This window comes from Pseudomonas sp. LABIM340, from assembly GCF_040017195.2.
GTDB lineage: Bacteria > Pseudomonadota > Gammaproteobacteria > Pseudomonadales > Pseudomonadaceae > Pseudomonas.
The window spans coordinates 4,261,821-4,275,585 of record NZ_CM200227.1 but is presented as its reverse complement, the minus strand read 5'-3'; the positions used below and the strand labels follow the sequence as shown (position 1 = coordinate 4,275,585).

Here is a 13,765-nt window from a genome sequence, read left to right as displayed (position 1 = left end):
GTCACCGTTTGCTCTTGATGATGGTGCCGAGGCCTTGCAGGTAGGCGACGACAGCGTCCATCTCGGTCTTGCCTTTGACGGCATCACGGGCACCGGCGATGTCTTCGTCGGTGTAAGGCACGCCCAGCGTACGCAGGGCTTCCATTTTCTTCGCCGTGTCCTTGCCGTCGAGCTTGTTCTCCACCAGCCAGGGGTAGGAGGGCATCTTCGATTCCGGCACTACGTTGCGCGGGTTGTACAGGTGCGCGCGGTGCCAGTCGTCGGAGTAGCGGCCGCCGACGCGGGCCAGGTCCGGACCGGTACGCTTGGAGCCCCACAGGAACGGGTGATCCCAGACGCTTTCGCCGGCGACGGAGTAGTGGCCGTAGCGCTCGGTCTCGGCGCGGAACGGACGGACCATCTGCGAGTGGCAGCCTACGCAGCCTTCGCGGATGTAGATGTCACGGCCTTCCAGCTCCAGCGCGGTGCGCGGCTTCATGCCCTCGACCGGCTTGTTGGTCACGTCCTGGAAGAACAGCGGAACGATCTGGGTCAGACCGCCGATGCTCACCGCAATGACCATGAAGAAGGCCAGAAGGCCGATGTTCTTCTCGACTACTTCGTGCTTCATCAGTGAGCTCCTACAGCGGGGATCTGGGCAGCGGCATCGGCGTCAGCCAGTTTGAAACCGCGCACAGTACGGAAGGTGTTGTAGGCCATCAGCAGCATGCCGGAGGCGAAGAAGGCGCCGCCCAGAGCACGGACGATGAAGCCCGGGTGGCTGGCCTGCAGGGCTTCCACGAAGGAGTAGGTGAGGGTGCCGTCGGCGTTGATCGCACGCCACATCAGGCCCTGGGTGATGCCGTTGACCCACATGGAGGCGATGTACAGCACGGTACCGATGGTAGCCAGCCAGAAGTGGGCGTTGATCAGGCCGATGCTGTGCATCTGCTCGCGGCCGAAGACCTTCGGAATCAGGTGGTACAGGGAGCCGATGGAGATCATCGCAACCCAGCCCAGAGCGCCGGCGTGTACGTGGCCGATGGTCCAGTCGGTGTAGTGCGACAGGGAGTTGACGGTCTTGATGGCCATCATCGGGCCTTCGAAGGTGGACATGCCGTAGAAGGCCAGGGAAACCACCAGGAAGCGCAGGATCGGGTCGGTGCGCAGCTTATGCCAGGCGCCGGAGAGGGTCATCATGCCGTTGATCATGCCACCCCAGCTCGGAGCCAGCAGGATCAGGGACATCACCATGCCCAGGGACTGGGCCCAGTCCGGCAGGGCGGTGTAGTGCAGGTGGTGCGGACCGGCCCAGATGTACAGGGTGATCAGCGCCCAGAAGTGCACGATGGACAGGCGATAGGAGTAGATCGGACGCTCGGCCTGCTTCGGAACGAAGTAGTACATCATGCCGAGGAAGCCGGTGGTCAGGAAGAAGCCCACGGCGTTGTGGCCGTACCACCACTGGATCATCGCGTCGGTAGCGCCGGCGTAGACCGAGTAGGACTTGAACCAGGTCACCGGGATTTCTGCGCTGTTGACGATGTGCAGCATGGCGGTGACGAGGATGAAGCCGCCGTAGAACCAGTTGCCCACGTAGATGTGCTTGGTCTGGCGCTTGACGATGGTGCCGAAGAACACCACGGCGTAGGTGACCCAGACGATGGCCAGCAGGATGTCGATCGGCCATTCCAGCTCGGCGTACTCCTTGGAGGAGGTGTAGCCCAGCGGCAGGGTAATGCCGGCCAGCACGATCACCGCTTGCCAACCCCAGAAGGTGAAGGCCGCGAGGCTGTCAGAAATCAGGCGGGTCTGACAGGTGCGCTGTACGACGTAGTAGGAAGTTGCGAAGAGAGCACAGCCGCCGAAGGCGAAGATCACCAGGTTGGTGTGCAGCGGACGCAGGCGCCCGAAGCTGGTCCAGGGAAGGTCCAGGTTCAACTGGGGCCAAACCAACTGTGAGGCGATGTAAACACCCACCCCCATTCCAAGTATCCCCCAGACCACCGTCATGATGGCGAACTGGCGGACGACCTTATAGTTATAAGCAGTCGGACTGATTGCTGTGCTCATTCTAAGGTTCCACGGTTTTTGGATTTTATGGACAAAAAAACGGCGGCAAGTATGGAGAAAGCAGGTGGCCATTGCAACGCGCCGGGCCTTGGCGCGGTGCCGGTTCGACGCCTGCTCCGAAGCGCTTTGCGCCGCTGTTTGCGCCTGTTTCGGGTCGCACGTACCAACCTGGAAAGTGGGTCAGGTTAGTCGTATTGCAGGTTTGCGAATGGAATCCAGCTTAGACGTGAACCGGAAGGGTGTGAAGAAAGGAGATAGAGAGGGTGCGACACTTCGTCGCGATATTGCGGGGGTAAGAAACTCGCGCCCGTTTTAATGGGCGCGAGTTGGGGGCGGGGAGTTTACTTCGCCTGGCCGGAAATGTTGTAGATGTAACCGGCGAGAATGTGCACTTTGTCTTTGCCCAGGTACTGCTCCTGTGCTGGCATCTGGCCCTGGCGGCCGTGACGGATGGTCTGCTGCAGTTGCGCGTAGCTGGAACCGTAGATGAAGGCGCCCGGGTGGGTCAGGTCAGGCGCGCCCATGATCGGGTTGCCCTTGCCTTCCGGGCCGTGGCAGGCGACGCAGGTGGTGGCGAACAGCTTGCCACCGTTGTCGACGTTGTCCGCGGTCACGCCTTCGGGCAGCTTGCGGCCGTCGAGGTTGGCGGTGACGAAGGCGGCGACGTCCTGCACGCCTTTCTCGCCCAGCACTTCGCCCCAGGCCGGCATGGCGGCGTGACGACCACCGAGGATGGTGGTCTCGATGTCCTGGGCGGTGCCGCCCCAGCGCCAGTCGCTGTCGGTCAGGTTCGGGAAGCCTTGGGCGCCCTTGGCGTCCGAGCCGTGGCAGATGGAGCAGTAGGTGGCGAAGAGACGCTCGCCCATTTTCATGGCTTGCGGGTCTTTCGCGACTTCTTCCACGGGCATGGCGGCGTATTTGGCGAAGATCGGGCCGTATTTTTCCTTGGCCAGAGCTTCTTCGCGCTCCCATTGCTTGTCCTGGGTCCAGCCGCCGTCGTAGCCCGGCAGGATGCCTTTCCAGGTGCCCAGGCCCGGGTAGAGGACCAGGTAGCCGGCGGCGAACACGATGGTGCCGACGAACAGCAGGAACCACCACTTGGGCAGCGGGTTGTCGTATTCCTCGATGCCGTCGAAGGCATGGCCCATGGTCTGGTCGGTGGTGTTCGAGGACTGCCCGCTGCGGGTGGCGAATACCAGCCACAGCAGGGCGATCAGCGAGCCGACTGTTAGAACGGTGATGTACAGACTCCAGAAGGTAGTCATGCGTTGTTGCTCCTAGAAGCTTGCTCTTGCTCAGCGTGACGCTTGGCTGCCGGGTCATCCGCGAAGGGCAGTAGCGCGTCTTCGTCGAAGCGCTCCTTGCGTTTGCCGCCGTAAGCCCAGAGCAGTACGCCGACGAAGGCCACCATCACGATGACGGTGCCGAGGCCGCGAATGGTCCCGATATCCATGCTGTCACCGCTTGTTCTTGATGGAGGTGCCGAGGACCTGCAGGTACGCGACCACCGCGTCCATTTCGGTCTTGCCTTTGACGGATTCGCTGGCGCCAGCGATGTCGTCGTCCGTGTAGGGCACGCCCATGACACGCATCACTTCCAGTTTCTTCGCCGTGTCCTTGCCTTCGAGCTTGTTCTCGACCAGCCAGGGGTAGGCGGGCATCTTCGATTCCGGCACCACGTTGCGCGGGTTGTAGAGGTGCGCGCGGTGCCAGTCGTCCGAGTAGCGGCCGCCGACGCGGGCCAGGTCCGGGCCGGTACGCTTGGAGCCCCACAGGAACGGGTGGTCCCAGACGCTTTCGCCGGCGACGGAGTAGTGGCCGTAGCGCTCGGTCTCGGCGCGGAACGGACGGATCATCTGCGAGTGGCAGCCCACGCAGCCTTCGCGGATGTACACGTCACGACCTTCCAGTTGCAGCGCGGTGTAGGGCTTCATGCCTTCCACCGGGGTGTTGGTGACGTCCTGGAAGAACAGCGGGACGATCTGGGTCAGGCCGCCGATGCTGACGGCGACGGCCATGCACAGGGCCAGCAGGCCGACGTTTTTCTCGAGTACTTCGTGTTTCATGTCGGTCTCCTCAGGCCATCTGCGCCGCGGCTTGCATTTCAGCCGGCTTGGCGGCAGCGACGGTGCGCCAGACGTTGTAGGCCATGACCAGCATGCCCAGCAGGAAGATGGCACCACCGATCATCCGCACTATGAAGCCGGGGTGGCCGGCGGCCAGGGCTTCGACGAAGGAGTAGGTGAGGGTGCCGTCGGAGTTCACTGCGCGCCACATCAGGCCCTGGGTGATGCCGTTGACCCACATCGAGGCGATGTAGAGAACGGTGCCGATGGTAGCCAGCCAGAAGTGGGTGTTGATCAGGCCCACGCTGTGCATCTGCTCGCGACCGAAGACCTTCGGGATCATGTGGTAGAGCGAACCGATGGAGACCATGGCTACCCAGCCCAGAGCGCCGGCGTGTACGTGGCCGATGGTCCAGTCGGTGTAGTGGGAGAGGGCGTTGACGGTCTTGATGGCCATCATCGGGCCTTCGAAGGTGGACATGCCGTAGAAGGCCAGGGAAACCACCAGGAAGCGCAGGATCGGGTCGGTGCGCAGCTTATGCCAGGCGCCGGAGAGGGTCATCATGCCGTTGATCATGCCGCCCCAGCTCGGAGCCAGCAGGATCAGGGACATCACCATGCCCAGCGATTGCGCCCAGTCCGGCAGCGCGGTGTAGTGCAGGTGGTGCGGACCGGCCCAGATGTAGACGGCGATCAGCGCCCAGAAGTGCACGATGGACAGACGATAGGAGTAGACCGGACGCTCGGCCTGCTTGGGAACGAAGTAGTACATCATCCCCAGGAAGCCGGCAGTCAGGAAGAAGCCCACGGCGTTGTGGCCGTACCACCACTGGATCATGGCGTCGGTGGCGCCCGAGTACAGCGAGTAGGACTTGGTCAGGCTGACCGGGATTTCCAGGTTGTTGACCACGTGCAGGATCGCCACGGTCAGGATGAAGCCGCCGAAGAACCAGTTGCCCACATAGATGTGCTTGGTCTTGCGCTTCATCAGCGTGCCGAAGAAGACGATGGCGTAGGAAACCCAGACGATGGTGATCAGGATGTCGATCGGCCATTCCAGCTCGGCGTACTCCTTGGAGGAGGTCATGCCCAGCGGCAGGGTGATGGCGGCACACAGGATCACCAGCTGCCAACCCCAGAAGGTGAAGGAAGCGAGCGTGTCGGAGAACAGGCGGGTCTGGCAGGTACGCTGCACCGAGTAGTAGCTGGTGGCGAACAGTGCGCAGCCGCCGAAGGCGAAGATCACCGCGTTGGTATGCAGCGGACGCAGGCGGCCGAAGCTCGTCCACGGTAAGCCGAGGTTAAGATCCGGCCACACCAGTTGCGCGGCGATCAGGACACCGACGGCCATGCCGACGATCCCCCACACCACTGTCATAATGGCGAACTGGCGGACCACCTTATAGTTATAAGCGGTCTGATTGGTTGTGCTCATTTATGGGCTTCCATCCACGGTTATGGGCTATGCCCATCCCGGCAAGGTTTTTTACGGCTTACGGCGTATGCCGCCCCTCCCCCTTGGGATAGGTACTAATTCGGAATTAGCGGAGTGAAGGATGGATAAAGGCACTTCTCGGAATATTGATTCGGATCAATTGGCACCTGAGACCCCTGTCGCGGGCGCCTGCGGTCCTTTGTCGCTGTTGCGGAACCCGGCACGCGGCAAGCTGTCTGCGACGGTGGTTCTGGCGCACGGAGCAGGCGCTCCGATGGACAGTCCGTTCATGGACGACATGGCTGCGCGCCTGGCCGAAAGAGGTATCTCGGTGGTGCGCTTCGAGTTCCCCTATATGGCTATGCGCCGCAAGGATGGAAAGCGCCGCCCGCCGAACCCGCAAAAGCAGTTGCTCGAGTGCTGGCGGCAGGTCTACGCGCAGGTCCGCGCCGAGGTGCCGGGCAAGCTGGCCATTGGCGGCAAGTCCATGGGCGGGCGGATGGCCAGCCTGCTGGCGGACGAGTTGGGCGCGGATGCGCTGGCCTGTCTGGGCTACCCGTTCTATGCCGCCGGCAAGCCGGAGAAGCCGCGCGTCGCCCACCTCGCCGAACTGCAGACGCCGACTCTGATCGTGCAGGGCGAACGTGACGCGTTGGGCGATCGGCTCACGGTCGAGGGCTACGCGCTGTCGCCGGCAATCCAGCTGCAGTGGCTGGCGGCTGCCGACCACGACCTCAAACCGCTCAAGGCTTCCGGGCTGACCCACGAGCAGCATCTGGAAAGTGCAGCCGCCAGGATCGAAGCTTTTCTATTGCGCTAATCGGCCCTTAAGGCAGGCCTTCCTATCCTCGCCGGCGTCGGCTCTCCACGGTCGACGCCCCGCTTCCAGAGGACCGGCCGAACGTTGCCATGAACCCCGATTACGCTGAACGCATTGCCACCCAACCCTTCCGATACTCCCCCGGCGCCGCGCACAGCCTGCTGCTGACTGGCGCTACCGGCTTCCTTGGCGGTTCCGTTGCCGCCCACCTGATCGCTGACGGCCACGGTCCAGCGTTGCTGTTCCTCGTCCGGGCAGAAACTCCGGAGCAGGGCCTGGAGCGGCTGCGCGACAACCTGCGCCTGCACTGCGTGCCGGAGATCGCGCTGGAAAGCCTTCAAGAGAACCAGATTCTCTGCGGCGACTTGCTGGACACTGCGTGGATGCAGGGCGAGCGCGCCCGTCTGATGCGCGTGGAGCAGGTAATCAACTGCGCGGCCGTGGCCTCGTTTTCGAAGAACCCGAGCATCTGGCCTGTGAACGTCGAGGGTACCTTCGCCTTCGCCCGGCTGCTCAGCCAGTCGCGCAATCTCAAACGCTTCCTTCACGTGGGCACCGCCATGTGCTGCGGGCCGCAGCGCGAGTCGCCTGTGCGTGAGTCCTGGGACTTCCCGGACAGCGAAGAGCAACTGGTGGACTACACCGCCTCCAAGGCCGAGATCGAGCGGCGCATGTGCGAGGAGCTGCCATCGTTGCCGCTGGTAGTGGCGCGCCCGTCCATCGTGGTTGGGCACCGCGAACTGGGCTGTCGTGCGTCGGGGAGCATTTTCTGGGTGTTCCGCATGGGCTACGCCTTGGAGAGCTTCACCTGCGGCCTGGATGAGCAGATCGATGTGATCCCGGTGGACTACTGCGCCGAAGCACTGGTGGCCCTGGCGCTCAAGCCGACGCTGAGCCACAGCCTCTACCACATCTCTGCCGGCCACGGTTCGGCGTGCACCTTCGGCGAGATCGATCGCGCTTATGCCGATGCTCGTGGCGAGCAACCCGTGGGTGAGCGCTACCGCAAGGTCAGCAGTGAAGACCTGCGCGAACTGGCCGGCAGCTTCGAGAGCCGTATCGGCAAGGCCAATCCGCGTCTGGTGCTGCGGGCGTTACGTCTGTACAGCGGCTTTGCCGACCTCAACTACCTGTTCGACAACCAGCGCCTGCTGGACGAAGGCATCGCCGCGCCGCCGCGCTTCACCGACTACGTCGACGTGTGCGTGCATTCCTCGCGGGATGTCAGCATTCCGGCTCAGATGCAGTGGGACTTCAAGTAACTAAATAGGCATCCCCTGTAGGAGCGGGCCATGCCCGCGATCGCGCGCATGGCCCGCTCCGACAGGTCGTCCAGGGCCTTACGGTCCTGCTCTGGCGTCATGGGATTCGCCAGCAAGCTCGCTTCTGCGAAAAGCGCCTTCCTAGCGGTTGAACCGCTCCACCAGTGAGTACTGGCGATGCGCGGTCTGCGTCAGCTCCTCGCTGAGCAGGGCGGTGCGCTGGGCCTCGCCGGAGGTCTGGTCGGCGAGGTTGGCGATGGTGCTGATGTTGCGGTTGATCTCCTCGGCCACGGCGCTCTGTTCCTCCGCGGCGGCAGCGATCTGGGTGGCCATCTCGGTGATGTTGGCCACCGCATCGCTGATGCCCACCAGGGCGTTGTCCGCCTGTAGCACGCGCTCCACGCCTTCGTCGGCCTGGCGACGGCCGGAATCCATCGCGCGCACCGCCTCGGTGGCGGTGGTCTGCAGGTTGGCGATGAGCTGGTGAATCTGCCCGGTGGACTCGGCGGTGCGCTGAGCCAGCGAGCGGACTTCATCGGCGACCACCGCGAAGCCGCGACCCATTTCGCCGGCACGGGCGGCTTCGATGGCGGCGTTGAGCGCCAGCAGATTGGTCTGGTCGGCGATGCCCTTGATCACGTCCACCACGCCGCCGATCTGCTCGCTGTCGCGGGCCAGTTGGCTGACCGCTTCACCGGTTTCGCCCACGGAGCTGGAAAGACGCTGCATGGCCTCGCGGGTCTCGGCGGCGATCTGCCGGCCTTCGGTGGTCAGGTTGTTGGCCTGGCGGGTGGCGTCGGCGGTGCGCTGCACGTTGTCGGCCACTTCCTGGGTCGTCGCAGCCATCTGGTTGACGGCGGTGGCGACCTGCTCGGTTTCCTGGCGCTGGCGGTCCAGCCCGGCGGAACTGTGGTGGGCGAGGGAATCCGCTTCGCGGGCCTGCTCGGTGAGCGTTTCGGCGGTGTCCTGCAGACGGGTCAGACAGGTTTTCAGTCGTGCTTCCTGGCTGAGAATCGACATTTCCAGCCGCGCCTGGGCGCCACGGCTGTCGGTGTACATCTGCGCGATCAGCGGGTCAGAGGTGGTCTGCTCGGCCAGGCGCAGCAGGCGCTTCAGCCCGCGTTGCTGCCAGCCCAGGCCTGCCAGGCCCAGCGGAATCGAGAGCAGCGCGGCGAGCAGGAAGCCCCATGGGGAGTTCAGCCAGACGCCGATGAGGAAGCCGATCTGGCCGATCAGGATGAACGGCAGCCAGTCCAGCAGCACCGGCAACCAGCGGTCGCGGGCGGGGATGGCCGACTTGCCGGCATTGATTCGCGCGTACAGCGCTTCGGCGCGGCGCACCTGTTCGGCGGTGGGCTTCACCCGCACCGACTCGTAGCCGACGATCTCGTTGTGCTCATACATCGGTGTGACGTAGGCGCTGACCCAGTAATGGTCGCCGTTCTTGCAGCGGTTCTTGACGATGCCCATCCAGGGTCGGCCTTTCTTCAGGGTCGTCCACATGTGTGCGAACACCGCCGGCGGTACGTCCGGATGGCGCACCAGATTGTGCGCGGCGCCGACCAGTTCCTCGCGGGAGAAGCCGCTGATGGCGCTGAAGGCATCGTTGACGTAGCTGATGACGCCGCGGGCATTGGTCGTGGAGATCAGCCGCTGTTCGGCGGGGAAGGTGCGTTCACGCTGGGTGATCGGCTGGTTGTTGCGCATCAGGCTGGGATCTCGGAGAAAGGCGAATTGGCACGTCTGTCCAGCTTATCGGCCGCTGGATCGAAAATTTGATGGCAATCACAGAAAAATGTCAGAAGAGTGACGCCGAGAGAATGACGATAGCGTATCGCCATCGGTCACGGAAATGAAACGAAAGAAGGAGGGCGGCGGCCCGTTGCAGGCCGCCGCACCGCTTTAGATCAGGCTGCGCAGCACGTAGTGAAGGATGCCGCCGGCCTTGAAGTACTCGACTTCGTTCTGGGTATCGATGCGGCAGAGCACCTCGAAACTGTCCTGGCTGCCGTCCTCGCGCTTCACCGTGACCTTGAGGTTCATGTGCGGCTTCAGCTCGCCCGACAGGCCGCTGATGCTCAGCACTTCCTTGCCGGTCAGCTTCAGGGCCTTGCGGTCCTGGCCGTCCTTGAACTGCAGCGGCAGCACGCCCATGCCCACCAGGTTGGAGCGGTGGATGCGTTCGAAGCTTTCGGCGATCACCGCTTTCACGCCCAGCAGGTTGGTGCCCTTGGCCGCCCAGTCGCGGGACGAACCGGTGCCGTATTCCTTGCCGGCGACGATCACCAGCGGAGTGCCGTCCTGCTGGTAACGCATGGCGGCGTCGTAGATCGCCAGCTTGTCGCCGGTGGGGACATAGAGCGTGTTGCCGCCTTCCTCGCCGCCGAGCATCTCGTTCTTGATGCGGATGTTGGCGAAGGTGCCGCGCATCATCACCTCATGGTTCCCACGGCGCGAGCCGTAGGAGTTGAAGTCGGCGTAGGCCACGCCGTGCTCGCTGAGGTAGCGGCCGGCGGGGCTGTCCTTCTTGATGTTGCCGGCGGGGGAGATGTGGTCGGTGGTCACCGAGTCGCCCAGTACCGCGAGGATGTTGGCGCCCTGGATATCCGCGACTTTCGGTGGCGCCTCGGCGATGTGCTCGAAGAACGGCGGATGCTGGATGTAGGTGGAGTCGTCCTGCCAGGTGTAGGTCTGGGCGTCCGGCACCTGGATCGCACGCCATTTCTCATCGCCCTGGAAGACTTCGGCGTATTCCTTGTGGAACATTTCCGTGTCGACTTTCTGCACCGCCTCGGCGATTTCCTGCTGGCTCGGCCAGATGTCCTTCAGATAGACCGGTTTGCCGTCCTTGCCGGTGCCCAGCGGGTCCTTGGTCAGGTCGGTGCGCACGGTGCCGGCTAGCGCATAGGCGACCACCAGCGGCGGTGACGCCAGCCAGTTGGTTTTCACCAGTGGATGCACGCGGCCCTCGAAGTTGCGGTTGCCGGAGAGCACCGAGGCGACGGTCAGGTCCGCCTGCTGCACGGCCTTCTCGATGGGGTCGAGCAGCGGGCCGGAGTTGCCGATGCAGGTGGTGCAGCCGTAACCCACCAGGTCGAAGCCCAGTTCGTCTAGGTAGCGGGTCAGGCCGGCGGCATGGAAGTACTCGGTGACCACCTTGGAACCGGGGGCCAGCGAGCTCTTCACCCAGGGCTTGCGCTGCAGCCCCTTCTCCAGCGCCTTCTTCGCCAGCAGGCCGGCGGCCATCATCACGCTGGGGTTGGAGGTGTTGGTGCAGGAGGTGATGGCGGCAATCACCACGGCGCCGTTCTTCAGCCGATAGGTGTGGCCGTCGTGCTGGTAGTCGGCCTCGCCGGTCTGGGCTGCCGCGCCCACGGCGGCGCCACCACCACCCTCGCTGAGCAGGCGGCCTTCCTCGGTGGAGGCGGGTTTGATCTGCAGGCCGAGGAAGTCGTCGAAGGCCTGGCTGACGTGGCCGAGGGCGACGCGGTCCTGCGGGCGCTTGGGCCCGGCGAGGCTGGCCTCGACGTCGCCCATGTCCAGTTGCAGGGAGTCGGTGAATACCGGTTCGTGGCCTTTTTCACGCCACAGGCCCTGGGCCTTGCTGTAGGCCTCCACCAGCTTGACCGCGTCTTCCGGGCGGCCGGACAGGCGCAGGTAGCCCAGGGTGATCTCGTCCACCGGGAAGAAGCCGCAGGTGGCGCCGTATTCCGGGGCCATGTTGGCGATGGTGGCGCGGTCGGCCAGCGGCAGGTCGGCAAGGCCGTCGCCATAGAACTCGACGAATTTTCCGACGACGCCTTTCTTGCGCAGCATCTGGGTGACGGTCAGCACCAGGTCGGTGGCGGTGATGCCTTCCTTCAGCTTGCCGGTCAGCTTGAAGCCGATTACCTCGGGAATCAGCATCGACACCGGCTGGCCGAGCATGGCCGCTTCCGCCTCGATGCCGCCCACGCCCCAGCCGAGCACGCCGAGGCCGTTGATCATGGTGGTATGCGAGTCAGTGCCGACGAGGGTGTCGGGGAAGGCGTAGGTGCGGTCGTCCTCGTCCTTGGTCCAGACCGTGCGCCCCAGGTACTCCAGGTTGACCTGGTGGCAGATGCCGGTGCCCGGCGGCACCACACGGAAGTTGTCGAAGGCGTTCTGCCCCCAGCGCAGGAAGGCGTAGCGCTCGCCGTTGCGCTCCATCTCGATCTCGACGTTCTGCGCGAATGCGGACTGGCTGGCGAACTTGTCCACCATCACCGAGTGGTCGATGACCAGGTCGACGGGGGACAGCGGGTTGATCTTCTGCGGGTCGCCGCCGGCCTTGGCCATGGCGTCGCGCATGGCGGCGAGGTCGACCACCGCCGGTACGCCGGTGAAGTCCTGCATCAGCACGCGGGCGGGGCGGTACTGGATCTCGCGCTCGGAGCTGCGGGTCTTCAGCCAGCCGGCCAGGGCTTTGAGGTCGTCGCCGGTGACGGTGTTGTCGTCCTCCCAGCGCAACAGGTTTTCCAGCAGGACTTTCAGGGACATGGGCAGCTTGCCCAGGTCCCCCAGACTCTTCGCCGCTTCAGGCAGGCTGTAGTAGTGATAGGTCTTGCCGGCGACCTCAAGGGTGCGCAGGCTGTTCAGGCTATCCACTGCGGGCATGACATTCTCCTCAGGCTTGGATTCTGCTCGTGATCGGCAGCGCGGCCGATCTACGGCGCACTGGCGATACTTGGCGAAGCAGGGCGCTAACGTCCTGATCCATCGCAGGCCTACTTCAGACAGGCCGCAATCGGGGGCACTCTTCGCCAGGCAGGGCAATCATCGGGCAGTCTTCTGGCGGGCTGGGCCAGACCACTCAAGCTAGACCGCCCGAAGGGGTATTGCCATCTGTTCTGGACCTTGGACTCTTGAGTGGGGTTCAGAACAAGTGGCTCCGGTCGTGGGATATTTCCGGCGAATCTGCATGAAACCTTCGTGGGCAGCCTCTATAGTGCGCGGCCAAGGAGACACCCCGATGAATACCCTCTTACTGCATTGCCGTCCGGGCTTCGAGAACGAGGTCTGTGCCGAACTGTCCGAGCACGCCGCGCGCCTGGACATCCCCGGCTACGCCCGAGCCAAGCCGGCCTCCGCCTACGCCGAGTTCATCTGCATGGACGCCGATGGCGCTGATCGCCTGATGCGCCAGGTGCGTTTTCCTGAGCTGATCTTCCCGCGCCAGTGGGCGCGTGGTAACGGCTTCACCGCGCTGCCGGAAACAGACCGCATCGGCGCGATCCTCGAGGCCCTGGCCGGCTTTGCGCAGTGCGGCAGCCTCTGGCTGGAGGTGTTCGACACCAATGACGGCAAGGAGCTCTCGACCTTCTGCCGCAAGTTCGAGAAGCCCTTGCGCGCCGCCCTGGTGAAAGCCGGCAAGCTGGTGGAAGACCCCAGCCTGCCGCGCCTGCTGCTGACCTTCCGCTCCGGCCGCGAGGCCTTCATCGGCCTGGCCGAGGCCCGCAACTGCGCCATGTGGCCCATGGGCATCCCGCGGCTGAAGTTCCCCCGCGAGGCGCCAAGCCGCTCGACGCTGAAGCTGGAAGAGGCCTGGCATCACTTCATTCCCCGCGCCGACTGGGACCGTCGCCTGGCGCCGGACATGCTTGCCGTGGACCTGGGCGCATCGCCCGGCGGCTGGACCTGGCAACTGGTCAACCGGGAGATGCGCGTCGTCGCCGTGGACAACGGGCCGATGGCGGAAAACCTGATGTATTCCGGGCTGGTCGAGCACCAGCGCGTCGACGGTTACGCCTTCCGTCCGCGCCAGCGCATGGACTGGATGGTCTGCGACATCGTCGAGAAGCCCGCGCGCACCGGCGCGATGATCGAAACCTGGATCGGCGAGGGGTTGTGCCGCGAGGCCATCGTCAACCTCAAGTTGCCGATGAAGCAGCGCTACGCCGAGGTGCGGCGCATCCTCGACCGTCTCGAGGATGCCTTCCGCGAGCGCGGGCTCAAGGTGCAGATCGGCTGCAAGCAGCTCTACCACGACCGCGAGGAAGTGACCTGCCACCTGCGCCGCATCGAGAAGGGCGAGCGCTAGCGACGCGCAACAGCCCGGTCACGCCACCCGACCTTCGGTGACTTGCCGCGCCGCCCGGCATTGCCCATGCTG

General features: G+C 64.3%; 11 protein-coding genes. 3 read left to right on the top strand and 8 right to left on the bottom strand.

Going from position 1 to position 13,765, the window contains the following annotated elements; all coding sequences use genetic code 11:
• Position 1: 1 nt before the first annotated feature.
• The 6 genes from ccoO (ABKS89_RS19425) to ccoN (ABKS89_RS19400) all read right to left on the bottom strand — a co-directional run bounded on the left by ccoO (ABKS89_RS19425) (position 2) and on the right by ccoN (ABKS89_RS19400) (position 5,553).
• Positions 2-610 carry a cytochrome-c oxidase, cbb3-type subunit II gene (ccoO, locus tag ABKS89_RS19425; RefSeq protein ID WP_017516817.1) on the bottom strand — a complete coding sequence of 203 codons (609 nt, stop codon included), beginning with the start codon at positions 608-610 and terminating at the stop codon, positions 2-4.
• Complete coding sequence (gene ccoN, locus ABKS89_RS19420; protein ID WP_138214737.1) at positions 610-2,052, bottom strand: cytochrome-c oxidase, cbb3-type subunit I; 1,443 nt, start codon at positions 2,050-2,052, stop codon at positions 610-612. Before ccoN (ABKS89_RS19420) ends, ccoO (ABKS89_RS19425) begins: the two co-directional genes overlap by 1 nt.
• A gap of 341 nt (positions 2,053-2,393) precedes the next feature.
• Positions 2,394-3,317 carry a cytochrome-c oxidase, cbb3-type subunit III gene (gene ccoP, locus ABKS89_RS19415; RefSeq protein WP_138214736.1) on the bottom strand — a complete coding sequence of 308 codons (924 nt, stop codon included), beginning with the start codon at positions 3,315-3,317 and terminating at the stop codon, positions 2,394-2,396.
• Positions 3,314-3,505 carry a CcoQ/FixQ family Cbb3-type cytochrome c oxidase assembly chaperone gene (locus tag ABKS89_RS19410; RefSeq protein WP_017516305.1) on the bottom strand — a complete coding sequence of 64 codons (192 nt, stop codon included), beginning with the start codon at positions 3,503-3,505 and terminating at the stop codon, positions 3,314-3,316. The genes ccoP and ABKS89_RS19410 overlap by 4 nt, the downstream gene beginning before the upstream one ends.
• Before the next feature lie 4 nt (positions 3,506-3,509).
• Positions 3,510-4,118 carry a cytochrome-c oxidase, cbb3-type subunit II gene (gene ccoO / locus ABKS89_RS19405; protein ID WP_348586684.1) on the bottom strand — a complete coding sequence of 203 codons (609 nt, stop codon included), beginning with the start codon at positions 4,116-4,118 and terminating at the stop codon, positions 3,510-3,512.
• 10 nt (positions 4,119-4,128) lie between these two features.
• Positions 4,129-5,553, bottom strand: coding sequence for a cytochrome-c oxidase, cbb3-type subunit I (gene ccoN / locus ABKS89_RS19400; protein ID WP_138214734.1), 1,425 nt, complete (start codon positions 5,551-5,553; stop codon positions 4,129-4,131).
• Positions 5,554-5,674: 121 nt separating this feature from the next.
• On the opposite strand from ccoN (ABKS89_RS19400), the gene ABKS89_RS19395 reads away from it, so the two are divergent.
• Entirely contained in the window at positions 5,675-6,373 is a 699-nt protein-coding gene (locus tag ABKS89_RS19395) for an alpha/beta family hydrolase (protein ID WP_348586682.1), read from the top strand.
• A gap of 89 nt (positions 6,374-6,462) precedes the next feature.
• Complete coding sequence (gene cprA / locus ABKS89_RS19390; RefSeq protein WP_348586680.1) at positions 6,463-7,635, top strand: cationic peptide resistance protein CprA; 1,173 nt, start codon at positions 6,463-6,465, stop codon at positions 7,633-7,635.
• A 141-nt stretch (positions 7,636-7,776) separates the two neighbouring features.
• On the opposite strand, the gene aer is transcribed toward cprA, so the two are convergent.
• Together aer and acnA are read right to left on the bottom strand one after the other, a co-directional pair.
• Positions 7,777-9,342, bottom strand: coding sequence for a methyl-accepting chemotaxis protein Aer (gene aer, locus ABKS89_RS19385; RefSeq protein WP_348586678.1), 1,566 nt, complete (start codon positions 9,340-9,342; stop codon positions 7,777-7,779).
• A 195-nt stretch (positions 9,343-9,537) separates the two neighbouring features.
• Positions 9,538-12,270: an aconitate hydratase AcnA gene (gene acnA, locus ABKS89_RS19380; protein WP_348586676.1), complete on the bottom strand. Its 2,733-nt coding sequence runs from the start codon at positions 12,268-12,270 to the stop codon at positions 9,538-9,540.
• Positions 12,271-12,625: 355 nt separating this feature from the next.
• On the opposite strand from acnA, the gene rlmM reads away from it, so the two are divergent.
• Entirely contained in the window at positions 12,626-13,693 is a 1,068-nt protein-coding gene (gene rlmM / locus ABKS89_RS19375; RefSeq protein ID WP_348586674.1) for a 23S rRNA (cytidine(2498)-2'-O)-methyltransferase RlmM, read from the top strand.
• Positions 13,694-13,765 lie beyond the last annotated feature (72 nt).